Annotated in this window: 25 protein-coding genes and 1 riboswitch; of the genes, 16 read left to right on the top strand and 9 right to left on the bottom strand. The window is 44.0% G+C overall.

What is annotated here, in order from left to right; all coding sequences use genetic code 11:
* The first annotated feature begins 93 nt into the window (after positions 1 to 93).
* On the top strand, positions 94 to 1,761 hold the full coding sequence (locus AC0VYG_RS13325) for an ABC transporter ATP-binding protein (protein ID WP_475428481.1): 1,668 nt from the start codon (positions 94 to 96) through the stop codon (positions 1,759 to 1,761).
* Positions 1,762 to 1,801: 40 nt separating this feature from the next.
* On the opposite strand, the gene AC0VYG_RS13320 is transcribed toward AC0VYG_RS13325, so the two are convergent.
* From AC0VYG_RS13320 to AC0VYG_RS13310, 3 genes are read right to left on the bottom strand one after another with little or no spacing between them, the layout of a single operon-like run.
* Positions 1,802 to 2,395 (bottom strand): SIS domain-containing protein, encoded by a 594-nt coding sequence (locus AC0VYG_RS13320; protein ID WP_199474744.1) that lies wholly within the window; start codon positions 2,393 to 2,395, stop codon positions 1,802 to 1,804.
* 5 nt (positions 2,396 to 2,400) lie between these two features.
* Entirely contained in the window at positions 2,401 to 2,784 is a 384-nt protein-coding gene (locus tag AC0VYG_RS13315) for a YraN family protein (RefSeq protein ID WP_475428480.1), read from the bottom strand.
* On the bottom strand, positions 2,735 to 4,624 hold the full coding sequence (locus AC0VYG_RS13310) for a penicillin-binding protein activator (protein ID WP_475428479.1): 1,890 nt from the start codon (positions 4,622 to 4,624) through the stop codon (positions 2,735 to 2,737). The genes AC0VYG_RS13315 and AC0VYG_RS13310 overlap by 50 nt, the downstream gene beginning before the upstream one ends.
* Here AC0VYG_RS13310 and rsmI point away from each other — a divergent pair.
* Positions 4,623 to 5,483: a 16S rRNA (cytidine(1402)-2'-O)-methyltransferase gene (gene rsmI / locus AC0VYG_RS13305; RefSeq protein ID WP_475428478.1), complete on the top strand. Its 861-nt coding sequence runs from the start codon at positions 4,623 to 4,625 to the stop codon at positions 5,481 to 5,483. The genes AC0VYG_RS13310 and rsmI overlap by 2 nt on opposite strands.
* Positions 5,484 to 5,517: 34 nt before the next feature.
* Positions 5,518 to 6,312, top strand: coding sequence for a transporter substrate-binding domain-containing protein (locus tag AC0VYG_RS13300; protein ID WP_475428477.1), 795 nt, complete (start codon positions 5,518 to 5,520; stop codon positions 6,310 to 6,312).
* Between the two features lie 165 nt (positions 6,313 to 6,477).
* On the opposite strand, the gene AC0VYG_RS13295 is transcribed toward AC0VYG_RS13300, so the two are convergent.
* The 3 genes from AC0VYG_RS13295 to AC0VYG_RS13285 all read right to left on the bottom strand — a co-directional run bounded on the left by AC0VYG_RS13295 (position 6,478) and on the right by AC0VYG_RS13285 (position 9,630).
* On the bottom strand, positions 6,478 to 7,743 hold the full coding sequence (locus AC0VYG_RS13295; RefSeq protein WP_475428476.1) for an Nramp family divalent metal transporter: 1,266 nt from the start codon (positions 7,741 to 7,743) through the stop codon (positions 6,478 to 6,480).
* A gap of 100 nt (positions 7,744 to 7,843) precedes the next feature.
* Positions 7,844 to 8,764 carry a dihydrodipicolinate synthase family protein gene (locus tag AC0VYG_RS13290; RefSeq protein ID WP_475428475.1) on the bottom strand — a complete coding sequence of 307 codons (921 nt, stop codon included), beginning with the start codon at positions 8,762 to 8,764 and terminating at the stop codon, positions 7,844 to 7,846.
* Between the two features lie 32 nt (positions 8,765 to 8,796).
* Positions 8,797 to 9,630, bottom strand: coding sequence for an IclR family transcriptional regulator (locus tag AC0VYG_RS13285; RefSeq protein WP_475449860.1), 834 nt, complete (start codon positions 9,628 to 9,630; stop codon positions 8,797 to 8,799).
* A 166-nt stretch (positions 9,631 to 9,796) separates the two neighbouring features.
* Positions 9,797 to 9,901: riboswitch (TPP riboswitch) on the top strand.
* 184 nt (positions 9,902 to 10,085) lie between these two features.
* Here AC0VYG_RS13285 and thiC point away from each other — a divergent pair.
* The 7 genes from thiC (at position 10,086) to AC0VYG_RS13250 (ending at position 17,187) form a co-directional block, all read left to right on the top strand.
* The gene (gene thiC / locus AC0VYG_RS13280; protein ID WP_475428473.1) at positions 10,086 to 12,122 is read left to right on the top strand and encodes a phosphomethylpyrimidine synthase ThiC; all 2,037 of its coding nucleotides are present in this window, start codon (positions 10,086 to 10,088) and stop codon (positions 12,120 to 12,122) included.
* Positions 12,123 to 12,137: 15 nt separating this feature from the next.
* Positions 12,138 to 13,670, top strand: a complete 1,533-nt coding sequence (gene thiE / locus AC0VYG_RS13275; protein ID WP_475428472.1) for a thiamine phosphate synthase — start codon at positions 12,138 to 12,140, stop codon at positions 13,668 to 13,670.
* On the top strand, positions 13,667 to 13,864 hold the full coding sequence (thiS, locus tag AC0VYG_RS13270; protein WP_475428471.1) for a sulfur carrier protein ThiS: 198 nt from the start codon (positions 13,667 to 13,669) through the stop codon (positions 13,862 to 13,864). Before thiE ends, thiS begins: the two co-directional genes overlap by 4 nt.
* A 1-nt stretch (position 13,865) precedes the next feature.
* Entirely contained in the window at positions 13,866 to 14,642 is a 777-nt protein-coding gene (locus AC0VYG_RS13265; RefSeq protein ID WP_475428470.1) for a thiazole synthase, read from the top strand.
* On the top strand, positions 14,639 to 15,811 hold the full coding sequence (gene thiH / locus AC0VYG_RS13260; protein ID WP_475428469.1) for a 2-iminoacetate synthase ThiH: 1,173 nt from the start codon (positions 14,639 to 14,641) through the stop codon (positions 15,809 to 15,811). The genes AC0VYG_RS13265 and thiH overlap by 4 nt, the downstream gene beginning before the upstream one ends.
* A gap of 229 nt (positions 15,812 to 16,040) precedes the next feature.
* The gene (locus AC0VYG_RS13255) at positions 16,041 to 16,508 is read left to right on the top strand and encodes a Spy/CpxP family protein refolding chaperone (RefSeq protein WP_475428468.1); all 468 of its coding nucleotides are present in this window, start codon (positions 16,041 to 16,043) and stop codon (positions 16,506 to 16,508) included.
* A gap of 193 nt (positions 16,509 to 16,701) precedes the next feature.
* Complete coding sequence (locus tag AC0VYG_RS13250; RefSeq protein WP_475428467.1) at positions 16,702 to 17,187, top strand: DUF192 domain-containing protein; 486 nt, start codon at positions 16,702 to 16,704, stop codon at positions 17,185 to 17,187.
* Between the two features lie 77 nt (positions 17,188 to 17,264).
* Here AC0VYG_RS13250 and aroA read toward each other — a convergent pair whose 3' ends face one another.
* Together aroA and AC0VYG_RS13240 are read right to left on the bottom strand one after the other, a co-directional pair.
* On the bottom strand, positions 17,265 to 18,542 hold the full coding sequence (gene aroA, locus AC0VYG_RS13245) for a 3-phosphoshikimate 1-carboxyvinyltransferase (protein WP_475428466.1): 1,278 nt from the start codon (positions 18,540 to 18,542) through the stop codon (positions 17,265 to 17,267).
* Between the two features lie 57 nt (positions 18,543 to 18,599).
* Complete coding sequence (locus tag AC0VYG_RS13240) at positions 18,600 to 19,493, bottom strand: MurR/RpiR family transcriptional regulator (RefSeq protein WP_067014746.1); 894 nt, start codon at positions 19,491 to 19,493, stop codon at positions 18,600 to 18,602.
* A gap of 372 nt (positions 19,494 to 19,865) precedes the next feature.
* Here AC0VYG_RS13240 and alc point away from each other — a divergent pair, with 372 nt between their 5' ends.
* The 4 genes from alc (at position 19,866) to AC0VYG_RS13220 (ending at position 23,118) form a co-directional block, all read left to right on the top strand.
* Positions 19,866 to 20,852: an allantoicase gene (gene alc, locus AC0VYG_RS13235; protein ID WP_475428465.1), complete on the top strand. Its 987-nt coding sequence runs from the start codon at positions 19,866 to 19,868 to the stop codon at positions 20,850 to 20,852.
* Between the two features lie 65 nt (positions 20,853 to 20,917).
* A complete protein-coding gene (locus AC0VYG_RS13230) occupies positions 20,918 to 21,448 on the top strand; it encodes an ureidoglycolate lyase (RefSeq protein ID WP_475428464.1) in 531 nt (176 codons plus the stop codon).
* Between the two features lie 30 nt (positions 21,449 to 21,478).
* Entirely contained in the window at positions 21,479 to 22,378 is a 900-nt protein-coding gene (locus AC0VYG_RS13225) for an aldo/keto reductase (RefSeq protein WP_475428463.1), read from the top strand.
* Positions 22,379 to 22,608: 230 nt separating this feature from the next.
* Positions 22,609 to 23,118 carry a putative pterin-binding protein gene (locus AC0VYG_RS13220; protein WP_475428462.1) on the top strand — a complete coding sequence of 170 codons (510 nt, stop codon included), beginning with the start codon at positions 22,609 to 22,611 and terminating at the stop codon, positions 23,116 to 23,118.
* Between the two features lie 11 nt (positions 23,119 to 23,129).
* On the opposite strand, the gene AC0VYG_RS13215 is transcribed toward AC0VYG_RS13220, so the two are convergent.
* Positions 23,130 to 23,657 carry a YchJ family protein gene (locus AC0VYG_RS13215; RefSeq protein ID WP_475428461.1) on the bottom strand — a complete coding sequence of 176 codons (528 nt, stop codon included), beginning with the start codon at positions 23,655 to 23,657 and terminating at the stop codon, positions 23,130 to 23,132.
* Positions 23,658 to 23,737: 80 nt separating this feature from the next.
* On the opposite strand from AC0VYG_RS13215, the gene sbcB reads away from it, so the two are divergent.
* Positions 23,738 to 25,189 carry an exodeoxyribonuclease I gene (gene sbcB / locus AC0VYG_RS13210; protein WP_475428460.1) on the top strand — a complete coding sequence of 484 codons (1,452 nt, stop codon included), beginning with the start codon at positions 23,738 to 23,740 and terminating at the stop codon, positions 25,187 to 25,189.
* A gap of 12 nt (positions 25,190 to 25,201) precedes the next feature.
* Positions 25,202 to 26,260 carry an AI-2E family transporter gene (locus tag AC0VYG_RS13205; protein WP_475428459.1) on the top strand — a complete coding sequence of 353 codons (1,059 nt, stop codon included), beginning with the start codon at positions 25,202 to 25,204 and terminating at the stop codon, positions 26,258 to 26,260.
* Positions 26,261 to 26,312: the final 52 nt, after the last annotated feature.

Raw genomic sequence — 26,312 nt, 5'->3', positions numbered from 1 at the left:
AGAAAAAGGCTTCCTCGGAAGCCTTTTTCTATATCGACGGCAGTGCCACTATTTTTAGGAAGGGTTAAAAGTAATATGTGAGGTCTTTTGGTTATGGAAGAAAAAATAGATTCTCAAAAAGTCATAGTGCCTTTTGGGCACATTATTCGTCAATTTATTAAGACCTCCCGTTTATTTCTATTAATCGTTTCTTTGGTTATTTTAGCTTCTGCTGTTACTTCTGTATCGGCTCCATATGTTTTTTCAAAGATGATTGATAGCATGACAGGAAGTCAGTGGCAGGAGAAGGTGACTGTTTTAGTCATATCCTATGCCGTATTGATAGGTTTATCGCTGACGCTTCATAATGCTGTAAATTATTTATCCGCGATGCTCGCAGAAAACCTGAACTTTATTGCAGCGACGAGTTTCTTCGAACGATTAGTTAAAAAGTCTCCACACTTCTTTATTGAACATAACCCAGCTGAAATTCATGCGGTGCAACGACAGGGGGCACAAGCGGTTAATATTTTGATTCAGCTAATGTTCATGGTTATCCTACCTGGGCTCGCTCAACTTGTGTTTACTCTGCTGGTTTTAGGATTAACAATTGATATGAGAGTTGTATTGATTGTTATCACTTATGGCATGGTTTATATCTCACTTACCTATTTTTCTAATAAAATCACAAGAAAGTATCTCCAAGAAGCAACTCAAAAAGGACAAAGCAACGCTCAATTGGTTGGTAATGCAGTAACACTGATGGAAACGCTGCGTTATTTTGATGCGACGGATTGGATGAGTCGACGTTTTCATCATGGCGCTAAAGAAATATTGCATAACTGGCGACGTTACTCCCTGAGAAAAGTTCAGTTTTCAGTGGTTTATGGTGTAGCGCTTTGCCTCCAATTTATCATTACTTTTACGATTTTTCTGCCCCGTTATCATGATGGTGAGCTTTCTGTCGGTGATATCGTGTTGTTTAATATGTTGTTACTGCAACTCAATCGGCCATTTGAAATGGCTGGCCTTGCTATTGAAGGAGTTATGCGGGCTTTGACTGAGTTCAGACCTTTTGCAAAGATGTGGTCTGCTCCTGAAGAAGTAGCATTAAGCTCCCAGGCTTCGTGTTTAGATAAAAAAATGGTAAAAGGTGTTTTGACATTTAACAATGTGAGCTTTTTTTATAAAAATGGTCGGGGAGTATCGGGAATTAGTTTTACGGCTAAGAGGGGAGGTATTACCTTTATTACGGGTGAGACAGGCAAGGGTAAATCAACGCTTCTTAAGCTTGCTTTGAAGTATGCTGAGCCCTCTAGCGGATCTATCTACATTGATGACCAAATATTACATCAAATCAATCGAAAAGATTGGTATCACTGTATTGGTGTGGTGCCACAGGAAATTATTTTATTGAACGATACGTTAGAAGCAAACATCACTTTAGGGCGACCGATTGATAAAAAACAGTTAGAAAGTGTGGCTGCAAAGGCAGCGATTCTGACAAAAATTGAATCGCTGCCGGATGGCTTTACAACACAGGTCGGTGAACGTGGTCTCACCTTGTCCGGTGGGGAACGTCAGCGTATTGCTATTGCTCGGGCACTCTACGGTAGACCAGCATTTTTATTTTTAGATGAAGCCAGCTCCAGTCTTGATGAGGCAACACAAAACGACATTATGCAATACATCAGAAATATTGCTAAAGAAGTGACCGTTATTGTCATTACTCATCAGACAAGTTTGATTCATCCTACTGATAATGTTGTACATTTGGACTAATACAGGGTGCCGCTTCGTCTTTATCTGAAGCTAAGTTAGCTTATTCGTCGTAGCCAAAAAGTTGACGCTCAATTAGATCAATGATGGTATGAACAACTGTTATTTGGCATTCGTGAACGCGAGCAGTGCCTAACAAGTTGACTTTGATCTCTGTATCGTCTCTGGAGGTCAAGGAGGAAATGTTTTTCGCCTCAGGGCTGGTGAGTGCAACAATGCTCATCTTGCGCTCATGGGCGGCTTGAATGGCTTGGATGATAGGGGAAGTATTGCCTTTGTTTGCGACGACAAATAAGACATCACCCGGGTTACCAATAGCGGTAATCGGCTTAGAGTACACATCATGATAACTGTCGTTATGAGAGATCGACATTAAGGCGGCGGCATCACCACTTAGATTGATCGCGGGTAGTCCTGGTCGTTCTCGGTCCATTCTGTCTAGCATGAGAGTGCTAAAGTATTGGGCGAGATGGGCACCAGTGCTGTTGCCCACACATACGACTTTACCTCCGCCAGCAATGCTAGCAAAAATAACGCGAGCAGCGTGCTCAATATAAGGAGGCAAACTTTCTAGTGCTTGCTGTTGAGCTTCGAAACTTTGGGCAAATTGAGTATAAATTGCTTCTTGAAAATCCATAGTAATTAAAATGCTGCTCTTAGCCAGGTTAAATGTTGATAATCAATTTTTTCATCAAATAGTACCGCATCAAAGCGACAACTGCTGGTATCTTGATGGTGTTTATGTAGCCAGTAGGATGCGGCCAATCTCACTCTTCTGAGTTTGGCTTCACTCAGGCTTTCTGCTGCCGTACCGTGGGCTGAGTTTGCCCGATAGCGTACTTCTACAAACACATAAGTCGTCTTGTCTAAAAAGATCAGATCAATTTCACCACCACGACAATGGTAGTTACGAGCGATAAATCTGAGACCTTTTTTGCTTAAAAAGGTCTCAGCATATTGTTCTGCTTTTTCGCCGTTATTGTTCGGTTTCTTCTTTTTTCGGAAAAAACTGCGTGCTAACTGCATGTACCAAATGTCCATTTCGGTAAGTCATGATTTCCGGGCGTCTATGGAATGTACCATATTGATCCATCGTAATAATGCCCGTGTTTGCTGATAAGCGCGTGGTTGGTAGCTGTACAAACAAGGGATAGCGATTTGCTAACAAGTAAGCGTCTGCACCTAGCGCTTGTAACCGTCGTAAAATATTGGAATCACGTCCCGATGATACATCTTTTAGTACGCTGTCTTTATTGACAATGGCAGGTATTTCAGCAAATAAAATGCGCTCAATGTCATTGTAATTAATGCCTTGTTCTGGTGGTGAATCATTCAGCGTGCTACTGGCTAGCATAGGGACATCGCTTGCAAAATAAAAATCCAAAAGAGGCCGAATTTGCTTCGCATCGCTCAACTTGCCAGCATAATAAATATAGTTTAAATCCTGACGAGGGCGCACTTCTGTGTCGACTTTTTCGCCAATCCACTTTTGGATGGTATAAATACGGGATTTACTTTCGTTTATCAGTAATAATTTTTGAACCGCTTGCTGACGACCTCTGGAGGTGTCTTTATAAGACAAGTCGCCAGTGATAGTCACATTGGCTTTCTTAGCAGCTTTACGAAACTCTTCACTTTGTCTTAGTGCCCATGGGGCCCTAGAACTTAAAATAGCGGCTCTGGTGGCGCCAGCTTGTTTAGCAAAAGAGATCAGCTCATTAATATCGTCGTCTGCGTTTAAAGAAAAATGATAAACATTAGGTATCCGCTGATTGTCAGTTACCTGGTTCAATGCGATAACAGGGTGCTTAGGAGACAAACGATTAATTTCGGTCACGTTGGACTTTTTAAGTGGCCCAATAATCACATCCGGGTTTTGTGCATCAGCCGCTTTAAGAGCGTCTTTAATATTTTTATAACGATCTGTATTAATCACATCGATTTGCGCTCTGGGCAGCTTCTGGTGGTAATAAGCACTGAAGAAGCCATTTACAATCGCCTGAGAAGCGCTTTCAAGCTTGCCAGTCATGGGGAGCATTAAGACAATTTTCTTGGGTGCCATGTCCTTTAGATTGGCAATAACCCTAAAATCTTGCGGTACATCAATGGCAGCAGGGTGATCCGGATGGGCTTTCTGCCACGCTTTAAATGCCTTTAGCTGTTGTTCAATAGACAGTGTCTGGTTTCTCAGAATGCCACTAATCGTCAAAAAGCCTTTGAGAACAGGGGAATCTGTTTGGCTCATTTTAGCCATTTCAGCTTCGGTCAGGTTCTGTACGGCGCGCCACAATTTGGCTTCGTTTTCCTGTCCTTCACCTTTTGGCAGGTGCTCAAGTAGATCTAAGCGGACTTTTACAACTTCGGGCCAATTGTTTGTGTGCTCTAGAATAGTCGCTTTGGTTTTATTTAACAGATTTTGATTGTCTGGAGAATCCGCAGCAGGCAGGTTCGATGCCTGTTTCAACATGTCCATTGCTTTGCTTGGGTCATCTAATTCCGAGGCAATGGCCGCCGCTAATAAATGCGCTTTAAAACGAATAATGGATTGAGTATCGAGTAGTTTTTCAGTCAGCGCGTCTCTTGCCAGCAAGAATTGCCCATTACGGTAGAGTTCTAGGGCTTTGTTGTAGGAGTCAGCCAGCTCCTTGGGAGCTTTAGTGGGTAATGGGTGATAAATGCTAGGAGGCAACTCATCACTTTTAGCCTCTCCTTTTTGTGAGTAGCTATCAGGTGAGTAGTAGCCTGGCTGCGTATTTAAATTGACCGAACTACAAGCACTTAGCAGAAAAGTACAGACAGTTAATGATATGATGCGGTAATTAATCAGGCTCATAAGCTTATAAATGACAGATAAAAGAGGCAACATGGTATCACATAGTTCCGATGATGCGAGAGGGTCGCTGTACATAGTTGCGACTCCAATTGGTAATCTAGACGATTTTAGTAAAAGGGCGGAGCAAATCTTACGAGACGTAGACTATATCGCAGCAGAAGATACGCGACATACTCGCCGTTTATTGAACCATTTTGGCATTGAGGCAAAACTCTTTTCCATTCATGATCATAATGAAAAAGATAAGGCTAATTACGTTGCCAGTTTACTGGATGACGGTAAGAGCGTTGCGTTGGTTTCAGATGCTGGTACGCCACTGATTTCAGACCCAGGTTACCATGTCGTTCATGCTCTTCGTGAACAGGGTCATAAAGTGGTACCTATTCCTGGTGCATGTGCTTTGGTGGCGGCGCTATGTGCCTCTGGATTACCAACCGATCAATTCTTTTTCGCTGGTTTTGTCCCAGCAAAATCCAAAGGTCGTTGTGACCTTTTTGAGTCTTGGAAAAAGCAAACAGGCACCGTCGTGTTTTATGAATCCACACACCGTATTTACGATTCGATCGGTGATGTGCAAAAAGTCTATGGTGACGATGCGCAATTGGTATTGGCTCGGGAAGTGACCAAAACCTTCGAAACCTTTTTATCAGGAACGGCCTCGGAGATTCTTGCTGCGTTCGATGCCGATGCAAACCAAATACGCGGTGAATTTGTTGTCATGCTGAGTTTTACACAAGAAAGCGGTAATGAAGCGGAATTAGAAGCAAAACGCATCTTGACTATACTATTAGACGATTTACCGGTTAAACAGGCAGCTGCGCTGGCGGCCAAATTAACTGGCGAAAAGAAGAACACCCTATATAAAATGGCATTGACCATGCAAAATGCGTAAGTCTACTGCCTATCGAATGAACAAAGGTTAAAACATGTTTAAAAAGAAAAATAATAAAGACGGCTTAAAACTTGTATCGCTTGTGGCATTCGCGTTAGCTGCGTTGAATACGCAACAGGTACAGGCCCGAACATGGCAGGAAATTCAACAAAGCGGTGTCTTAAAGGTTGGGCTAACGGAGGATTATGCGCCGATGTCTTTCCACACTCAATCAGGAAAGCTAGAAGGTTTTGCTGTGGATATGACCTCAGCGTTAGCGAAATCCTTGCATCTAAAAGTGCAATATGTCAAAACCACTTGGCCTAGCTTGTCTCAAGATCTTGCGGCTGATAAGTTTGATCTTGCGGCTGGTGGCGTTACACGTACTAAAAAACGTGCTGAGCAGTTTTTGTTATCTGATCCTGTGGCAAAAAATGGCAAAATTATTCTGAGTAATTGTCATAACAAGAAGCCATTGAGTACTTTGGCGGATATTGATAAGCCTAGCGTGAAAGTCATTGTTAACCCCGGTGGAACCAATCAAGCTTATGTGAATAAGCACATAAAACATGCCGATATCATTCTGACAAAAAATAATTTTGCTAATTTACAAGGGATTCGTGATCGCTCAGCTGATGCAATGATTACGGATCTAATTGAAGGGAATTATTATCAAGTACATGAAAAAGGCGTCTTTTGTGTGTCTTCAAAGAACGTTTTAGCAGGTACCTCTAGTGTTAAAGTCTATATGATGAAAAAAGACAATAACCACTTACTTAAAAAGGTTAATAATTGGCTTCATGGGAGTGAAACCTCTACTTTAGCTCAACGTTGGGGGATTGCCCAATAAGGTATTTATTGGGTATGCCGCTTTTAAAAAATGATATTATTGCTAGGGAAGGTCAATGCTGGCAAGAGGGGTTGCTCGTACCTTCCCTAAAAACTATTAGGCAATAATATCATTATTTCTGTTATACAAATTGCATGATGTTACTTTGGTTATTCTCTCACTATATTAGCTTGATAGGTTCACAATCAATCTAAAAGAAAGTGAAAAGATGGCAATAAGACCAATAATACCTATTATTTTATGATAATTTTTATTCACTAACTCTCCCATAATATCCTTGCGTGAAGACAGTATGAAAATGATCACTCCTAAAAATGGGGCCACTAATACAGTCAGAGCCTGAGCGATAATAATTATCCTTATTGGAGAGCCACTGTTAAATATGGCTACTGAGGCGCCAAAAATTAAAATAGCGTATGTGAAAAATTTAACTTTCATCGAGGATAATTTGTTTCCCCAGCCAAGCGCATCGCACAAGAGTGTGCCGCCGGCAGAAGCATTGGCGGCCATTGATGAAAATGCTGCTGCAAAAAAACCAATACTGAAAATGATGGAACTCATTTTTCCAGATACGGGCTCAAGAACTTTTGTTAACTGAGTAAAGTTTTTAACGGTTTCTCCCGTGGCACTAAATACCCCAGCGGCAACAATAATGACAAGTATCGTCATGGCGGCAGTGGCAATGTTTCCTGGGATTGTATCGATTAGCGTCAAACGTCTATATTGTTCAGGCTTTAATCCTCTTTCGTGAATGGAATAACCACTATAAAGGGCTGAGTTAATAGAAAAGTTTGTTCCAATTAAAGCGATCAGCAAGAAGCCAGCGGAGTTTGGGATGCTTGGTATGAAGCCACGGGACACATCTACCCATGACGGATCACTAATAATTGCCGATCCTAAAAAGCCAATTGACATAATTGCGATCAATGCGATAAGGAGCTTTTCGAGCGCTCTATATGCGTTTCTTAATGCAATTAAGATAGCTACTGCCACGGTGGATGCTAACACCCAAGCTATTACTGATCCTCCGAAGAGTAGTTGCAGGGCTATTCCTGAGCCAATTGCATTCCCTACAGAGAAACATAAGGTGATAAAAAAAACGCCAAAGCCTGCCAAAATACCGACAGGATGACCAATTTTGCTTTTTATTGTATCAACTAACGAGACACCTTTTGTTGATAGTCCTATTCGAACGGCCATGTCGTTAAAAAAGAACATAAGAATGCCCGATAAAACGATGACCCAAAGTAGTTGATAGCCATAAAGGCTACCTGCTTGAACGGCTGAAGTGAGTGCTCCAGGACCAAAGCGCCATGCACCAGCGACAAACGCAGGCCCCATAAGTAAGAGTATTTTGTACTTATTAGCTGCATTTTTGCTATTATGGTAAGGCTCCAAAGTGTCTTTTGGGGTACGGTTTTCAATTTTCATGGGATACCACACTATTATTTTTATTGAGTAGTAGAATAGCGATGTAAGTTTGCCCGCTCAGCATCGCTATTTTGGTTATCGTACGAAAACTGTTTGCTTATTAAATTAAGCCAGCAGATTGAAGTGCTTTTTTGATTTCCTCGCTTGCGCCTTCTTGAAGAGGTAATAGTGGACTTCTTACTGTTGCGTGCTCCAAAATACCACGTGCAACGAGGCCTTCTTTTAAAGCAACCGTGCCTTCCATATGGGAGCCGCGGTGGTAAACGTTTTGGGTGACAGGGAACAGACGATCGTGAATGGCTCGTGCTGCTTTGTAATCCTGACGTTTACCCGCCGCAATCAATTCAATTAGTGGTTCAGGAGTGAGACCACCGTAACCCACTAGTGCGCCATCCACATCAAACATAGTGTGTAGTAGATATTCGTCATGGCATGTTAGTACTTGTAGGTCTGGATTTTCACGACGAATGATTGGGATTTCTGTATCCCAGCGGCGCATATTACGAACGCCATTTTTCATTGCGAAAACACCGGGCTGAGCAGCGATTTCCAGTAAGGTATCTAGGTTGTAGCTCGCTTTTGTTACATCTGGGTATTGAAAAAGGATTAAGGGTAATCCTGTTTCTTCGTGAAGCGTTTTATATCTATCCTGAGGAGCGCCTTCTTGAAATCCAAAGCGCAACCAGCCGTGAGATGGATAAACAAGACCCGCTGACGCACCCGCCGATATAGCGCGTTTGGTTTCCTCTACAGCCACTTTGGTTCCTTCACCTGTGATACCAGCAATAACAGGAAGGCGTCCATCAGTAGATTCAACAAAACTTCTAATAACAGACATTTGTTCTTCAGAAGTCATAAATGTGCCTTCACCAGCGTGACCAAGCACTACTAGCCCTTTCACACCATCAAAGCTACCTAACCAAGCACCTAGTTTATGGATTGCTTTATGGTCAACCTCTCCATCGCGAGTGAAAGGTGTGACTGGTGCGGGTACTAAACCTCTTAAATCAATATTATTCATGATCATTTTCCTTATTATTTTTGGGTTTTTAGTTAAATGGCAGATGTTGCACTGCCGCTAACATTAATTGCCTTTGATAGTTTTTCAGACGTTTCAGCCATGCCATCAAAGGCTTTAATGAAGAGTTCATCTTCAGATATTCTAATACTTGGAACGACAACACTAATTGCCCCAATTGGATAACGGTCTCGGTCAAAAACAGGTAGTGCTAATACCGTTAATGAAGAGTTGAAACTGGAGCGTTTTAAAATATAACCTTTTGCTTTAATAGATTTTAATTGCTCCATGACTGGTATATCGTCTTTATCCAGCGGAACCACTTCATGAAAATCCGGCTCAAGGTTTAACACATGCTCTAATTCTTCCTCAGGTAGAAAAGCTAAAAGGGCTTGTCCAATCGCGCTGCAGTAGGCAGGAATCACTGATCCGACACGAATATCGACTCCCAGACGAGCTAAGCCAACGCGTACCCGTTCTAGATAAACCATGTTTGCTCCTTCAAGAGTGGCAAAACTGACGGTTTCTCCAATGCGTTTAGCTAATGAGCGTAAAATAGGTAATGCTAAGTCACGAATATCGCTGCGCCCGATCGCATTAAACCCGAGATTGGCGACTTTAAGTGTTAAATGAAATTGCTTTGTTTCTTCTAACTTTTCTATATACCCCAGATCGACCAATGTATTAAGAATGCGAAAAACCGTTCCTGAATCCAGTCCGGAGCGCGAGCAAACTTCGCTTAACGTTAGGGCTTCAAAAGCATGTGTAAAAGATTCCAGTACTTTGAAACCTTTTGCGAGGGAGCCCACTTTATTTTTAGAATCGACAGTCATAAAACCCACTTTTTCGGAATGCGAAATTTTTTTCATTTCAATCTTTGGCTATATAAGGACATTAAATTTTTATTGTCAATAGGAAATTATCGAAAGATTGAAGAAAAAAACGCTTATCTCATTGGGTTTTGCTCTGAAAAACGAAGTTGGGGTGGATATTGCCTTTGCGTTTACAAGATCCATTGTCTAGGGGTATACTGAAAATCACTTGTCGGAGTGCCATTTGGCTGAGATCGCATAATTAAGTGCGGGATCCGCAGAACCTGATCGGGCTAATACCCGCGTAGGAAACAAGAAAGTCACCATTTTTCTTTTCTGCATCGAATGAACTCCTGATTTTTATGGAATCGATGCGGGTCATATCACCTAAAGCATCCTTTTTTAATAAAACTCAGGATTCATGTTTTGCAATTAACGCCCGTAGTGCGTTTGCCTGTAAAACAGCACCCCAGACAAGCAATTCTCCATTTTTTGAAATAAGGGAAGTGCTCATGTCGACGACTAATGAATCACACAAGAAGCCAACGAATCTGTCTAAAAAGCAGTCTCGTGAAGAATCTCGTCAAGCGGCGAAATCTTTTATCGAGTCATTGCAAGCAAAGCCTTTTCCAGCCTCAGAGCGAATCTATCTCACGGGATCAGACGCTTCGATCCGTGTCCCAATGCGCAAGATCAATCTAACCGATACGCCGATTGGCTCTGATCCAAATAATCTAACGTTTGAACCCAATGAGGCGATTTACGTCTACGACTGTTCCGGTCCATACGCTGACCCGCAAGAAAATATCGATGTGTATAAAGGTTTAACGCCCATGCGTGCATCTTGGATTGAAAAACGTAACGACACAGAGATCTTGCCCAGTGTGTCATCTGAGTTTGCTCAATCGCGTTTAGAAAATGCTGCGCTGGATGAGCTGCGTTTTAAAAAATTGCCTAAAGTACGCAAAGCTCGCCAAGGTAAATGTGTGACGCAAATGCATTACGCTCGACAAGGCATCATTACCCCAGAGATGGAATACATTGCCTTGCGTGAAAACCAAAATATCGATGCCATCAAAAGTGAGTTGTTATTAAAGCAGCACCCAGGGCAAAGTTTTGGTGCTAATTTACAAAAGCGGATTACGCCAGAATTTGTCCGTGACGAAGTGGCAAGAGGTCGCGCGATTATTCCTAATAACATTAATCACCCTGAATCCGAGCCGATGATTATTGGTCGTAACTTCTTAGTAAAAGTAAACGCCAATATTGGCAATTCGGCGGTGACGTCTTCTATTGAAGAAGAAGTAGAAAAGTTGGTCTGGTCGACACGTTGGGGGGCGGATACCGTGATGGATTTGTCGACGGGCAAAAACATTCATGAAACACGTGAATGGATTTTGCGTAACTCTCCCGTGCCAATCGGTACTGTCCCTATTTATCAAGCCCTAGAAAAAGTCGACGGCGTAGCAGAAGATCTGAACTGGGATGTGTTTCGCGATACTTTGATCGAGCAAGCGGAGCAGGGGGTGGATTACTTTACGATTCATGCAGGTGTTTTATTACGCTATGTACCTATGACCGCGAAACGTCTGACTGGCATCGTCTCTCGTGGTGGTTCCATCATGGCGAAATGGTGTTTGGCGCACCATAAAGAGAGCTTCTTGTACGAACGCTTCCGTGAGATTTGTGAGTTGTGTGCCGCCTATGATGTGGCGTTGTCATTGGGGGATGGCTTGCGTCCTGGGTCGATCATGGACGCCAATGATGAGGCGCAAATGTCGGAGCTGCGCACCTTAGGAGAACTGACGAAAATAGCTTGGGAATACGATGTACAAGTAATGATCGAAGGGCCAGGGCACGTTCCAATGCAACTTATTAAAGAGAATATGACTGAGCAATTGGAACATTGTCATGAAGCACCGTTTTACACCTTAGGACCATTAACCCAAGACATTGCTCCCGGCTATGATCACTTCACTTCTGGGATAGGGGCTGCGCAAATTGGTTGGTACGGCTGTGCCATGCTGTGCTACGTCACACCAAAAGAACACCTTGGCTTACCAAATAAAGAAGATGTGAAAGAAGGTTTAATCACTTACAAAATTGCTGCCCATGCGGCGGATTTAGCGAAGGGGCACCCAGGGGCGCAAATTCGCGATAATGCTTTGTCAAAAGCGCGCTTTGAATTTCGTTGGGAAGATCAGTTCAATCTGTCATTAGATCCTGAAACCGCTCGCTCATACCATGATGAAACGTTGCCGCAAGCTTCTGGCAAGGTGGCGCACTTTTGTTCTATGTGTGGACCGAAATTTTGCTCCATGAAAATCACCCAAGAAGTTCGTGACTATGCAAAAGGGTTAGAGAGCGAAAAAGCTTTAGAAGATTCACAGACGATAGGTGTCAGTGCTTTAGAAGTCAGTGATGCTGAAGCGGGTATGCAAAAAATGTCGGAACAATTCCGTGAGCTGGGCAGTGATGTCTATTTAACCACGGATAAGTTAACCACAGACAAGCTAATAGATAATAAATCAAAAGAAAAATCACTGTAAGTGAAAGGAGGATTTATGTCGATAAAACCTCCTGTTGTCTGGTGTGTGGGCGGGTCGGATTCGTCCGCCCACGCTGGACTTCAAGCGGATTTGCGTACAGGGCAAGATCTAGGCTGCCACGTGCAAACCATTGTCACTTGCATTACGGCACAAAACTCCAAAGAGGTGCGTGCTGTTGAGCCAGTTTCTTTGGCTATGTTTGATGAGCAATGGCAAACCTTACTCGACGATGTGCAGCCAGATGCCATTAAAGTGAGCTTGTTACCTTCCATTGATATTGTGAAAGCGTGTTCCACATGGTTAAAACGAATAAAAGCGGACTTTCCAAGCATTCAGGTCGTCTTTGACCCTGTGATGGCGGCGAGCAGTGAGTCAGGCAATCAACTACAACAAACGGACGCGGGGGCTAGTTTACTGGATCATATCCTACCTTATGCGGATGTGATAACGCCAAATCGGATGGAGTTCTCGGCATTGACAGGTTTGTCAGCTGAGCTTGCCCCTGAGGATTTGCAAGCTGACATGGTTCCGTATTTTTCTGCTTCTAAAAGTCGTTGGTTGCTGAAAGGGGGGCATGTCGGTGAACTTAACAAGCAGAAAGAAGATCGAGCAACCGACTGGCTGGTGGATAGCGATACTATCGTTGGTTTCGTGGGCGAAAGACTCTCTGCGCATAATACGCGTGGCACGGGTTGTACCTTATCGACGGCGTTGGCGAGCTTTATCGCCCATGGTTATGACCTTCTGGATGCCATGACCATGGCAAAAGCCTACATAACGGAGGCGTTAAAAAGCGGTGTGCAAATTGGCGAAGGCGCTGGACCACTCGGTCGCCCTGGTTGGCCGTTACAAATTGACAATTTGCCGAGGATTGTTACGCCGCATAAACCACTGATGCCTATTAGTCGGCCTTTTGCCGCGATGGATCTTAAAAAAATGGGTTTATACCCGGTGGTAGATTCGATTGCTTGGTTAGCATTGGTGCTTAAACAGGGAGTAAAAATCGCTCAGCTGCGTATCAAAGATCCTGATGATGTCGACCTAGAACGTAAAATCCAACAGGCGGTGGCCTTAGGCAAAGAATACGACGCTCAAGTCTTTATCAATGACTATTGGCAACAGGCGATTGCTTATGGTGCTTATGGAGTTCATCTTGGCCAAGAAGATCTAGAGCAGGCAGACTTGGCACAAATCCAAGCGGCAGGTATGCGACTTGGTATCAGTACACATGGCTACTATGAAATGGCGAGAGCACAATTGATTCAGCCAAGCTACATCGCTTTGGGCCATATTTTTCCCACACAAACCAAAGACATGCCCTCCCAGCCGCAAGGCTTAACCCGATTAGGCCATTACATGACCTTATTAAAAGGCGTGTTTCCTACGGTAGCGATTGGTGGCATTAATGCAGAGCGTTTGCCTGCGGTTGCCCAAACGGGCGTGGACAGTGTCGCCTTGGTGACGGCCATTACCAAAGCAGCGGAACCAGAAGCCACCACTCGATCACTCATAACCTTGTTTGAGAAAAGCTCTAGAGGTGAGCAATGAAGATTATGTTGAACGACGCACCTTATGAGTTTGCTGGGGAAACTCTCGAAGACTTAGTCATTGAGTTGGATAAGAGTCAACAAGGCATTGCCATTGCACTTAATCAGCAAGTGATACCAAAAAGCTTGTGGTGCAGCACAACGCTTGATGAACAGAGCCTTGTGTTTATTTTTGAATCCATTGCAGGGGGTTAATATGCCGTCTTTACTGATTGCCGGACACGAATTTCAATCTCGACTTTTTACTGGCACAGGCAAGTACGCCAGTGCCGATGCTATGATGGACTCGATTACCGCCAGTGAAAGTGAACTGGTGACCTTGTCCTTGCGCCGTATGGATTTAAAACATCAAACGGACAATATTCTCCCACCCTTGCAAAAGAAGGGAATCAAACTGTTACCCAATACCTCTGGCGCACGCACTGCGAAAGAAGCCGTTTTTGCGGCTGAACTGGCCAGAGAAGCATTAGAAACCAACTGGGTAAAGTTAGAAATTCATCCTGATCCACGTTATTTAATGCCGGATGGTATGGAGACATTATTGGCGGCAGAAGCGTTGATCAAAAAAGGCTTTGTGGTGATGCCTTATGTTCATGCTGACCCCGTATTGTGTAAACGGCTAGAAGAAATAGGCTGCCAGTGTGTGATGCCATTGGGTTCGCCCATTGGTTCTAATATGGGGTTAGCAAGCCGTCCATTTTTGGAAATCATTATTGAGCAAAGTAGAGTGCCTGTGATTGTCGATGCCGGCATTGGCGCGCCGTCGGATGCGGCGTTGGCTATGGAAATCGGAGCGGATGCGGTGTTGGTTAATACCGCCATAGCCGTTGCTAATCAGCCTGGCAAAATGGCTAACGCCTTTCGTCTCGCCGTGGAAGCAGGGCGTATTGCCTATGAATCGGGGTTAGGTGAGCGACGAATACAAGCGCAAGCGACTAGCCCACTGACGGATTTTATCGGAGCCTTGTCATGATAGATCTCGCCAGTCATAAAATTCGCTTATTAGAACAAAGTCCCGCAGTAGAAGGTCAGTTTAGCCATTTTGTGGAAAGTACAGACTGGCATGCCATGACGCAATCCCATCAAGAGAAAACCGAGCAAGATGTGGTGCGAGCCTTGAGCAAGAGCAAACTGAATGTGGAGGATTTTGCGGCTTTAATTTCTCCAGCAGCAGAGCCTTATTTACTGGAAATGGTGGCGAAAAGCGAACAGCTTACTTTGCAGCGTTTTGGCAAAACCTTAAGCTTATTCGCGCCTTTGTATTTGTCTAATACGTGTGCGAACGAATGTACTTACTGTGGTTTTTCCATGAGTAATGCCATTAAGCGCCTGACGTTGAATGAATCTCAAGTAGAAAAAGAAATCACGGCGATTAAGGACAAAGGCTTTGATCATATCCTTTTGGTGACTGGTGAAACCAATAAGGTGTCTATGCCGTATTTTGAGCGCATGCTTCCTCTTATTAAATCGCAATTTAGCCAGCTTTCCATGGAAGTTCAGCCGCTTAATACAGATGAGTACAAGCGACTACAAGCTATTGGTCTGGATGGTGTGTTGGTGTATCAAGAAACCTATCGTCGCAAGACGTATCTTGAACACCATTTGCGCGGTAATAAATCCAATTTCAATTATCGATTGGACGCCCCAGATCGCATTGGACAGGCGAGTATTCATAAAATCGGTTTGGGTGTCTTGCTTGGGTTAGAAGACTGGCGTACGGATTCGGTGATGATGGCGCATCATCTACGACACTTGCAAAAGCGTTATTGGCGCAGTCGTTTCAGTGTGGCGTTTCCGCGTATTCGCCCTTGTGAAGGGGGCATAGTTCCTAAGTCAATTATTACTGATCGACAATTAGTGCAATTGATTGCTGCATGGCGTTTGTTTGATTGGGATGTGGAGATGAGTTTGTCAACGCGTGAGTCGCCAAAGTTTCGTCACCATGCGGTGAGAATGGGATTTACCACCATGAGCGCAGAGTCCAAAACCCAACCAGGTGGTTATGCTGATGACGCTCAAGCAGCCCTTGAGCAATTTGAAATCAGTGACGAGCGGCCAGTGGCTGACATCATCGCTATGATACGCAGTCAGGGGCGGGAAGTGGTCTGGAAAGATTGGGATCCTGCTCTTTCTTACGTATAAGTTGTTTCAAGTGCAATAAAAAGGACAGAGCGTCAGGCCATTCTTTGCCAATTCTAAGAATATGTTTGGGCGTACTTGGTTATTAGGAAAAATCCGTGAATGCGCATTTTTCCTTACATTCTCATGACAAGTTGTGCATCTCGTTTCACTCTCTTTGATACTGTCTGACGCAAATTTCGACATAATGAATTCCAGTAAATACAGGAAAGCAATAACTTAAGGAGCCATTATGATGAAACGTAGAAAGGCGGGAATGCTAACCGTTATTGGGTTGAGTGCAGCCCTTATGACAGGAATGGCAACCAACGCTGTTGCAAGTTCTTCTAAAGAGCCTGCAACTCAAGGTCACATCAGTGCGGCCCCAACCAGTGATCAAATTGCTGAAACAATGGCAAAACAACTCGGTTTGAGTAATGCCACTCGGGATAAACTGTCTAAGCTATTCAGTACGGATGGCAAACAGATTCAGAATCTGCAAATGAAGTTGAACGAGAAACGTCGAGAATTAAATGCATTAAACCCAACTAAAAAGGGTTATATGAAAAAAGTGGGCACTCTGGCAGATCAAAGCGCAGATCTTACCAAGCAGTTGACCATCAAATACGCGAAAAGTCGTGCTGAATTGTACTCTCTGCTAACGCCTAAGCAGATCGAAAAATTGGAGCACGGCGGTAGGCCAAAAGCCACAGCCAAATAAAGGAGTGATCGTCCTTAAACGATTGTCGTTGAGAGTGTTGCCCCAGCCGTCAAAAGCTGGGGCTTTTTTATGCTCAACAAATACTGAAATGAATGCCTTATACCGCGTTTTACTCTAAAATCAATTTATGTCTTTTGGTAGTTGTTTTGTTGTCTGTTTACAATCAGATTCCTTTTTATGGCGGAATTTTGGAATGCTCAAGAAACGCTTTCATTCTCAGGAATACCTATCCATATCTAAAAAAGTGATGTTGTTAGGCGGTCTTTTTTTACTTGCCCACACGCCATTTACCCAAGCCGCAGTAATAACAAAACATTGTGACCTGTATTTTTCCAATGGTATCGTGTTAAAAGCGGTTCCCACTGTTGAAACCGATGCACAACGACGGAAAGGCCTTTCTAATAGGAAAAGTGCAGGGGCTGGAATGTTGTTCGTCTACCCAGAAGCGGCGCCTCGCGCATTTTGGATGCATAACACACTGATCCCATTAACGGCTGGTTTTCTAGATGCCAATGGCATGATTATTAACCTTGCTCATATGAAGCCTAATACCGATACACTGCACAAGTCCGCGCAACCGGCTAAAACCGTACTGGAACTCGGCGAAGGAGGCTTTAAAAAATACGGTCTGAAAAAAGGTGTACGGCTGGAAATGACGGTCTGTCTGCAAAAAGGATAATCGTTAACACCTTCTATTGCCTCTTATCATCAATGGCGCCTTTCTCTGATGTGAAAGAGAAAGACGCCAGTTTATCTTTAGCTTGCTATGGAATTAAACAGCTCAAAATACGTTGGGAAGGTTTTCGACGTACAACCAGGGTCGTTGATGGTGACGGGAGTATCTGAAAAGGCCACCAATGAGAAGCACATGGCAATGCGGTGATCGTTGTAGGTGTCGATGGCCGCATGTTGTAGTTGCTCAACTGGTGTAACCGTGATGAAGTCTTCCCCTTCGATGACATCGGCACCGAGTTTTTTCAGTTCAGTCGCCATGGCGTATAGACGGTCAGTTTCTTTGACACGCCAGTTATAAATATTGCGAATGGTAGTTGGGCCTTTCGCGAACAGAGCAGTGGTGGCGATGGTCATGGCGGCATCCGGAATGTGGTTCATGTCCATATCAATGCCATTTAGTTCATTTCGTTCTGCTTCAATCCAGGTTGGACCGTAGGTAATGTTGGCCCCCATTTTCGCCAGTACATCAGCGAATTTAACGTCGCCTTGTACACTGTCTGACCCGACACCGTGAACTTTGATTTTTCCGCCTGCTATTGCAGCAGCGGCTAAAAAGTAAGACGCAGATGACGCATCACCTTCGACCATTATTTCACCAGGGCTTTGGTAAGTTTGTTGACCTTTTACAACGAAAGCTTGGTAGTTTTGGTTTTCCACTTCCACGCCAAATTGTTTCATGGCATCTAAGGTGATGTCGATATAAGGTTTGGATACGAGCTCCCCGTACACTTTTATGGTGAGGTCGTCTTTCGCCATCGGTGCGCTCATTAGGATAGCGGTTAGGAACTGGCTAGAGATATTGCCCTTGATGGAGACTTCACCGCCAGATAAACCGTTTGCTTTAATGCAAAGCGGTGGGTAGTTTTTCTCGCCTTCATAAGTAATGTCGACCCCCAATGCTTGTAAAGCATCGACAAGATCGCCAATAGGGCGTTCGTGCATGCGAGGTTCGCCGTGGAGGTGGAATTCGCCTTTGCCTAGGCACAATGCCGCTGTTAGTGGGCGCATGGCGGTGCCAGCATTGCCTAGGAATAAGTCTCCAAACTCGGCTTGGATTGGACCGCCCAGACCTTCCAGAACACAAGTGGTGCCATTATCTTCTAGAGAATAAATGACGCCAAGTTTTGCTAGGCTTTCTAGCATGCGACGGATATCGTCACTGTCGAGCAAATTCGTAATGCGTGTGGTGCCTTTTGCTAAAGTCGCCAACAATAGAATACGGTTAGAAAGGCTTTTCGAGCCGGGAATCTGGATGTCGCCGTTGGCTTTGGAAAGGGGGCCAAGTGTGATTGAGTTCATTTTTATGTCCGTTATATAGTCAGTATGTGTTCGATGATTACGACTTGTTTAAGAGGATTAAGCGTCATCATCAAAGTCGTCAATAATGGCACCGTTATTTAAAGCGGCCATGTCTAATTCATTGAGTGCTTGATAGGTATTTTCGATGTCTTCAATACGCTCATTGGCCTGATCGTAGTTTTCTTGATAGACGCTACTGGCTATCATACTGATTAAGTTCATCACGCTGGCATAAGAGTCAAAGGCAGACACACCTCGAACCACACAAGAGAAATGCAGATCGCTAACTTGTTGTGGGTTAACGTCCGCATGATCGGTAATGTAAATCAGTCGACAACCATTTTGGCGCAAAGTAATCATGTGGTTTTTTAACCAAGCAGGCCTTCTCCGTACCCCCATGATGATAACGATATCCTCTTTGGAAAAGCCGACGATCTCTTCACCAAGGGTTTGTCCAGGTAAGGGCAGGAGTTGCACATCGGGGCGGCATTGAATCAGTTGCTGACGCAAGTGTAAGGCAAGGGCATGGTTATTTCGATAACCAATGATGTAAACCTTGCTGGCTCGTGAGATCCAACGAATGGCGGTTTGGTAATGTGTCGTATTAATGGATTCCAAGGTTCGGCGGATATTGTTCTGATCACAACTAACATAATCCTGAAACAGGTTCGATAACAGTTGATTATCAGGTTGTTTATCGGCAATCGGTGCCCCCCAGCGACGTGCAGCGCGCACTTGCTTTTTGACTTCCGTGAAATCCTTATAGCCAAGACGTTGCAATAGACGAGTGACAGCTGACTTGGACACATCTGCCAATTTTGCAAGCTCTGTTGCAGAGTAGGTCGCAATATCACCTTGATGGTTCAAAATGCAGGCGGCTAGCTTTTGCTGAGTCGGTGAAAGTTGGTCGTATATTTGCTTGATTCTGTGTTCTATCGATTTATCAGACATTATTTAGATCGTGTTAGTTCGCGAGTAAGCAAATAATGAAGGAAAACAGGGCGTCAGGGAAGCCTTTCTAGCGTTTCTGTTCAGAATAGACGAATGAAACGGGGCGTTTAGCGAAATAGGAAAGAAATCGAATGGGGTCATTAATTTTATTTTTGGTTATTATGAAACAAATGTATTATATTGGTCTGCACTGCATGATAAAGCTGACCGTTAAAAGTAGTGAACTCTAGAATACCGATGCTCGCATATACCCTGTACGCTTGTCCTACCTTGTTAAGGGGCGTGGTGCATTGATCATGCTAGAGCCGTGTTTCATTTTAAAATTTTGAATTTGCTTTGTTTATGGAATCGGCAAAGCCATAAGGAGTTGTTATGTCTCTTAGTCAAAAGCCATGGTATGGCGTTAACCTTGCTTCTGAACGTTTAGGAGCAAAAGCGTTATATGCCAATGATGATTTTTTTGCCCCTAAGGAACGCATGTTACAAGACAGTGATCCCGTTTTTATTCCTGGAAAATACGATGATAACGGAAAGTGGATGGATGGTTGGGAAACACGGCGCAAGCGTGGTGAAGGCTATGATTATTGTATTGTGAAGCTAGCTGTACCTGGACGTTTGAATAAAATCGAATTAGATACGCGCCATTTTACGGGAAATTATGCCCCTGCTGCTTTGGTGGAGGCGTGCTTTAGCACCACAGAACCGAATGTTGACACTGTTTGGTGGCCAATTACTGACACCGTAGCGTTAGCTGGTAATGACCAAAAATTGGTGGATATCGAGCATGATGAGGTATTTAGTCATATTCGCTTAAACATTTATCCCGATGGGGGAATTGCCCGTTTACGTGTGTTTGGTCAACCTGAGGTTGACTGGAGTACATTGGCAAATCGTTCGGTAGATCTATTGGCTCTAGAAATGGGTGGTCGTGCTATTGCTACTAATGATGAACACTTTGGCACAATGCATAACCTGAATTTGCCTGGTAAAGGCATAAACATGGGGGATGGCTGGGAAACCCGTCGTCGTCGAGAGCCAGGCAATGATTGGGTGATTTTAGCCCTTGGTCATCGTGGTGAAATTGATCAAGTCGTCATTGATACAGCCTTTTTTAAAGGCAATTACGCTGCCGCTTGCTCTATTCAGGTGGCCGATATTCACGATCTACCAGACAGTACTTTGCCTGCGCAAAGTCTATACTGGAAAGAGTTGTTGCCAAAATCCGAACTGGGTGCAGACCAAGAGCATTTATTTACGGATATATTGGAAGAGGTCGGCCCCGTGACGCATTTAAGAGTGAATATTTATCCAGATGGTGGGATCAGTCGTATTCGAGTGATTGGTAAACCTGTTATCTGATTGGCTATTGTTTTGAGATAGTATAAAAGCCTTATTTTGTCTTCCTATTTAGGTAAGGATTCGCTATGCCTTTTGTGTTAGAGCCATTAACGGCTGAGGCGTTTGCTCCCTTTGGGGAAGTGATTGCTGCGACGGCGTCTGCCCATTCTTTTGCGATTAACGGTGGAACCACAGAGCGTTTTCACGATCTTGCTGCAGTTGAGGTGGATGGTGAAGCTCGTGGGGGCATTAGTATTTTTCGTGGGCAAGCCCGTGAGTTTCCCATTGCGATTCGCATGTTAGAGCGTCATCCAAAAGGGTCTCAGGCGTTTATGCCTTTACAAGGTCGTCCCTACTTAGTGGTGGTGGCGCCAAACGGCGCGAATGATGCGCCCAATCTCTCTCAAATTCGACTCTTTTATGCAACCGCCGAGCAAGGCGTGAATTATCGGTCAGGAACTTGGCATCATCCATTGTTGGCTTTGCAGGCGACGTCAGACTTTTTAGTCGTGGATCGCATTGGTGAGGGGCACAATTGTGATGAGTTTTTCTTTTCCGATGAGCAAGTCATGACCATTGAACAAAACTTGTTAGTTGAGTGTGATGGTTTAGAATGAGGAGATACTCAAACAAATAAGGGCACTTTTATGCGTCATCAATATCATCCTCTTGGGTTTGAAGGGTCTCGAATTGCGCAGGGTTTTTGGCGTTGCCATGAGTGGGATATGTCTGTTTCGGAACGTTTGGACTTTATTATGTCCTGTTTGGATTTAGGGGTAACCACGTTTGACCATGCGGACATTTATGGTGATTATCGTTGCGAAGCATTTTTTGGTGAGGCGTTAGCGAAAAAGCCCGCGATGCGCGATAAGATGGAAATCGTCACTAAATGCGGGATTTTGCTGCCGTCTGAGAGTCGCCCCGATATATCAGTACATCGTTATGATTACCGTGCCAAACACATACACGAAAGCGTGGATCGTTCTTTGGCCAATCTGCAGTGTGACTATATCGATACTCTACTATTGCATCGTCCTAGTCCATTAATGGATGCGGACGAGGTCGCTCAGGCGTTTGATCTGTTGTTTACGCTTGGCAAGGTCAAGCATTTTGGTGTGTCTAATTTTACGCCTGCGCAATTTGATTTACTGCAATCACGCTTAGATGCCCCTTTGATTGTGAATCAAATTGAGCTGTCGCCTCTTTCTCTAGCACCTTTTGAAGACGGTACTTTGGATCATTTACAGCAGCACGCGGTTACGCCTATGGCTTGGTCTCCTTTAGCGGGAGGCGAACTGTTTCGTGGAAATGGGGATCGCATTGTTCGAGTGAAAGAAGTGGTGTCAGATATCGCAAAATCGATGAAGGTAAACTTTGATCAAGTAGTGATTGCTTGGTTGTTACGTCATCCATCGGGCATTTGCCCTGTAATGGGGTCAGGTAAGATTGAACGTTTGGCTTCGGTTTGCCAAGCCGCCAATATCGTCTTAAGTGACGACGACTGGTTTAAAATTTGGATTACATCGCAAGGTCATCCCGTTCCGTAGTCAGATTTGCTGGTGGAGGGCTGTTGGCTCTTCACTGGCTTGCTGTTCATTGTTTGAGTTTATTCCCGTTTTTGTTGTCCTTTACTTCCCCTGTTTTGCTATAAAACGTCTATTAGATGCTTGCTAGCATATGCCTAGTATAAATAATCAAAATAACCAAAAAATAAGATAAAAAATGCACATTTTTTGCTATAATGCCTCGTCGGTTATTTTCTTTCAGGGGGGAGATTATGCGTAAGGTTTATAGAGTAATACTCATTGCATGTATGTTGCTATTCGTGTCCGTAACACAAGCAATCACGTTGCCCGATCCTCAGGGGAAGGTGGTTTTAGTGATTGGCGGCAAGATTACCAATACTGGAAAGGATGGCAAGACTGTTCGCTTAGACCGTCAAATGCTATCGGATATTGGTATTGTGGAAACTACCACCTCGACGCCATGGGCGAAAAAGGAAGAGAACTATACCGGTCCATTGCTGCGCCAAGTCTTAGAATACGTTGGAGCAAAAGGTGCTATTATGCGGGTACAGTGGCGTAATAAGCACAGTACCGTTTTGCCGGTTAGTGATGCTTACAATTACAGCTTATTACTGGCCATGGATGTGAACGGGAACCCAGTTGATAGTCGAGAAAAAGGTCCATTGTTTCTCCTTTACCCAGTAGAAAAAGTACCCGGGTTGGATACGTCAGCCCTGAAAAACCGCTCTCTGTCTCAAGTGGAAAGCATCATTCTTGAATGAATTGCACCGAGCTAACCACAACATTTTTTGAATTTTTTTCCCGACCCACAGGAACAAGGATCGTTCCGGCCAATGTTTTTTTGCTTAGCGATTTTAGGAGCAATGGTTTTGACAGGTGACGCTGATTTGATGTCATGTTCCCCTGCAACATACAGCCACTGACTCCCTTCTTTTTTAAACCAAGACTTTTCACTTAGTTCACCTTTGTGTGCGCCTTCTTGAAAGTAGGCGCGAAAGGTCACTGTGCCAGTCTCGTCGCTGGCTTGACCTTGTTCCGTTGCTAAAATCTCAAGCCGAGTCCAGTTGGTTAGAGCATTACTGCTATCTAAGTCTTCTTCGACTCCTGTCTCTCGCTCATCCTCTTTTTCTAGGCGCTGAGTGGCAAGGATATAATCCGTTTTATTCATGGCAAATGCCGAGTAACGGGAACGCATAAGAGCTTCTGCGGTGGGAGCAGAAGCCGTCCCACTATGATAAAGGCCACAGCATTCAGAGTAGGGGATTGTACTGCCACAAGGGCAAAGGGTCTGGAGTATCATTGATCGATCACCTTACATCGCCAAATAGTCAATAAGATGCGTATAATACCGCTTTATTTAATGGCTAACAGGAATTATTTGTGACCTCATCGGGACCCACTTCATTTTTCTGGTTTGATTTTGAAACCACAGGAACAGACCCCGCACGAGATAGGCCGATGCAATTTGCAGGCATCCGGACGGACTTAAATTTTCAACCCATTGGCGAGCCCATCATGCTGTATTGCCGCCTTTCAGAAGACGTCTTGCCACAGCCTGAAGCCTGTTTGCTCACTGGGATTACCCCGCAGGATGCTAACCGTGAAGGTTTGTGCGAAGCCGAATTTATGCAAGCTATTGAAGCAGAGCTGTCTCAACCAGGCACCTGTGCCTTAGGCTATAACACCATTCGCTTTGATGATGAAGTGGTGCGGTATGGTTTTTATCGTAACTTTATTGATCCTTATGCTCGTGAATGGCAAAACAACTGTTCACGTTGGGATATTATTGATTTGGTGCGTATGGCGTATGCAATGCGCCCAGATGGCATTGTTTGGCCAAGAGACGACGAGGGTCAGGTGTCCATGAAACTGGAAGCCTTAACGAAAGCCAATAATATTGCCCATGAGCAAGCCCATGATGCCTTGTCTGATGTATATGGTACGATAGAAATGGCAAAGCTCATAAGGGACAAACAACCTAAATTATTTCATTACTATCTAAAAATGCGTCAGAAACATGAACTTCAGCAGTTCATTGACCCTATTCGGATGAAGCCTTTTTTGCATATTTCTGGAATGTTTGGTCATGCGCGTAAATATGCGGCTTTTGTGGTGCCACTTGCCGCGCATCCAACCAATAAAAATGGTGTGATTGTTTACGATTTAATGGCTGATGCACAGCCGCTGGTGGATTTGTCAGTAGAAGAGATTCGTCATCGAGTGTTCACTTCCAAAGAAGAACTTGGTGAGGTAGAGCGGTTGCCATTAAAAGTGATTCACTACAACAAATCACCAGCGGTAGCACCAGCGACTTTTCTAAAAGACAAAACGGTTGTTGAACGTTTGGAGTTAGATGGCGATATTTGTCGTCGTAATTTGGCGTTACTGAAACAGCATTCTCATGTGGCGGCAAAAATACGCGATGTGTTTATGCAAGAAGAGCGAGCGATACCCAATGACCCAGATTTAATGTTGTATTCAGGCGGTTTTTTCTCAAGGGATGATAAAGCGCGGATGGAAACCATACGCTCAACCCCGCCTGAAGCGCTGAATGAATTGGAAATGTCGTTTGATGATCGTCGTTTACCTGAAATGCTGATGCGCTATATTGGTCGTAATTATCCTGAGTATTTGAACGAGCAACAACGTGAACAGTGGGAAGAATATCGAATGATTCGCTTAATGGAAAGTGATGGTGGAGGTTCGATTACTATGACGTCCTTTTTTGAGCATTTGAACCATCTTGCACAAACTGGTGATCTCACTCCTGCGAAACAAATTATGTTGCAGGATCTTGCGGACTACGCACAAAGTATCTATCCCATTGGGTAAGTAGGGTCAATCATGAGTGAACAGCATAGAGGGACACATTGGCTGGTTGGTTTAGCAGCTTTTGTGATTATTATTGCGGGATTAAAAACAGCATCGCAGATAGTGGTGCCGTTTATGTTGTCAGTATTTATTGCCATTATTTGTGCGCCTTTTATGGCCACATTGCGACGATATGGGTTACCAACATGGCTGTCTATTCTGATTGTGGTGTTGATCGTGTTGGTTGGCATTGGAAGTTTGGCCGCATTAGTAGGCTCTTCAATGGATAATTTGTCTGAGCAATTGCCAACCTATAAGCAGAACTTTGCAAAACAAATGGAGGTGCTTTTTTCTGGCCTCAATAGTATTGGTATTCATATTTCTGATAGTCGCATTCAAGAGTATCTTGACCCGTCCTCTCTTATGAAGCTCTTCACCAAGGCGCTAACCAGTCTAGGTAGTGCCCTAACCAATATTATTTTGGTGATTATGACCGTTGTTTTTATTTTATTTGAAGTGGTTGAATTGCCCAAAAAATTAACCTTAGCCGTGTCCAACGCAGAAAAATCCTTAAGTGGGGTTCGCTCTTTTGTTGAATCGGTCAATCGCTATTTGGTTATTAAAACCCTTGTTAGTATTCTAACGGGGGTCATGATTGCCATTTGGTTGTGGGCAATAGGGGTGGACTTTCCTATTCTCTGGGGCGTGTGTGCCTTTTTGCTAAATTTTGTTCCGAATATTGGCTCTATTATTGCGGCGGTACCTGCCGTTATGTTGGCTTTTGTTCAGTTAGGAGCTTTTTCTGCAGGGTTAGCAGCGGCGGGTTTTGCTGTCGTCAATTTAGTGGTTGGTAATGTAATTGAGCCACGCTATATGGGGAAAGGACTGGGCTTATCTACATTAGTTGTCTTTTTGTCATTACTGCTTTGGGGGTGGGTATTTGGTCCTGTTGGCATGTTGTTATCCATCCCGCTGACCATTATTATGAAATTGGCCTTTGAAGCGAACCCTCGCATGCATTGGCTCGCGGTGATGATTGACTCAAATACGTCGGCAGCGGATACCGATAAAGATAAAGGCGAAAACAAATAAGGCCATCAAGGTCAGCTCATTATCTCACATGCAAGCCCTTTACCAATTTGCA

Source organism: Marinomonas sp. 63XJN7_7_ISO-PGPR-S23-202, from assembly GCF_056173505.1.
This window is presented reverse-complemented; position numbering and strand designations above follow the sequence as displayed.

Excerpts from the sequence above, each read along its gene's own strand:
- AC0VYG_RS13290 (WP_475428475.1), bottom strand. The coding sequence starts at position 8,764 with ATGAATAATATTGATTTAAGAGGTTTAGTACCCGCACCAGTCACACCT.
- AC0VYG_RS13310 (WP_475428479.1), bottom strand. The coding sequence starts at position 4,624 with ATGTTGCCTCTTTTATCTGTCATTTATAAGCTTATGAGCCTGATTAAT.
- alc (WP_475428465.1), top strand. The coding sequence starts at position 19,866 with ATGTCTCTTAGTCAAAAGCCATGGTATGGCGTTAACCTTGCTTCTGAA.
- aroA (WP_475428466.1), bottom strand. The coding sequence starts at position 18,542 with ATGAACTCAATCACACTTGGCCCCCTTTCCAAAGCCAACGGCGACATC.
- AC0VYG_RS13300 (WP_475428477.1), top strand. The coding sequence starts at position 5,518 with ATGTTTAAAAAGAAAAATAATAAAGACGGCTTAAAACTTGTATCGCTT.
- AC0VYG_RS13205 (WP_475428459.1), top strand. The coding sequence starts at position 25,202 with ATGAGTGAACAGCATAGAGGGACACATTGGCTGGTTGGTTTAGCAGCT.
- thiS (WP_475428471.1), top strand. The coding sequence starts at position 13,667 with ATGAAGATTATGTTGAACGACGCACCTTATGAGTTTGCTGGGGAAACT.
- thiH (WP_475428469.1), top strand. The coding sequence starts at position 14,639 with ATGATAGATCTCGCCAGTCATAAAATTCGCTTATTAGAACAAAGTCCC.
- AC0VYG_RS13215 (WP_475428461.1), bottom strand. The coding sequence starts at position 23,657 with ATGATACTCCAGACCCTTTGCCCTTGTGGCAGTACAATCCCCTACTCT.
- thiE (WP_475428472.1), top strand. The coding sequence starts at position 12,138 with ATGTCGATAAAACCTCCTGTTGTCTGGTGTGTGGGCGGGTCGGATTCG.
- AC0VYG_RS13250 (WP_475428467.1), top strand. The coding sequence starts at position 16,702 with ATGCTCAAGAAACGCTTTCATTCTCAGGAATACCTATCCATATCTAAA.
- AC0VYG_RS13240 (WP_067014746.1), bottom strand. The coding sequence starts at position 19,493 with ATGTCTGATAAATCGATAGAACACAGAATCAAGCAAATATACGACCAA.
- rsmI (WP_475428478.1), top strand. The coding sequence starts at position 4,623 with ATGGTATCACATAGTTCCGATGATGCGAGAGGGTCGCTGTACATAGTT.
- AC0VYG_RS13320 (WP_199474744.1), bottom strand. The coding sequence starts at position 2,395 with ATGGATTTTCAAGAAGCAATTTATACTCAATTTGCCCAAAGTTTCGAA.
- AC0VYG_RS13325 (WP_475428481.1), top strand. The coding sequence starts at position 94 with ATGGAAGAAAAAATAGATTCTCAAAAAGTCATAGTGCCTTTTGGGCAC.
- AC0VYG_RS13265 (WP_475428470.1), top strand. The coding sequence starts at position 13,866 with ATGCCGTCTTTACTGATTGCCGGACACGAATTTCAATCTCGACTTTTT.
- AC0VYG_RS13255 (WP_475428468.1), top strand. The coding sequence starts at position 16,041 with ATGATGAAACGTAGAAAGGCGGGAATGCTAACCGTTATTGGGTTGAGT.
- AC0VYG_RS13225 (WP_475428463.1), top strand. The coding sequence starts at position 21,479 with ATGCGTCATCAATATCATCCTCTTGGGTTTGAAGGGTCTCGAATTGCG.
- thiC (WP_475428473.1), top strand. The coding sequence starts at position 10,086 with ATGTCGACGACTAATGAATCACACAAGAAGCCAACGAATCTGTCTAAA.
- AC0VYG_RS13295 (WP_475428476.1), bottom strand. The coding sequence starts at position 7,743 with ATGAAAATTGAAAACCGTACCCCAAAAGACACTTTGGAGCCTTACCAT.
- AC0VYG_RS13220 (WP_475428462.1), top strand. The coding sequence starts at position 22,609 with ATGCGTAAGGTTTATAGAGTAATACTCATTGCATGTATGTTGCTATTC.
- AC0VYG_RS13315 (WP_475428480.1), bottom strand. The coding sequence starts at position 2,784 with ATGCAGTTAGCACGCAGTTTTTTCCGAAAAAAGAAGAAACCGAACAAT.
- AC0VYG_RS13285 (WP_475449860.1), bottom strand. The coding sequence starts at position 9,630 with ATGAAAAAAATTTCGCATTCCGAAAAAGTGGGTTTTATGACTGTCGAT.
- AC0VYG_RS13230 (WP_475428464.1), top strand. The coding sequence starts at position 20,918 with ATGCCTTTTGTGTTAGAGCCATTAACGGCTGAGGCGTTTGCTCCCTTT.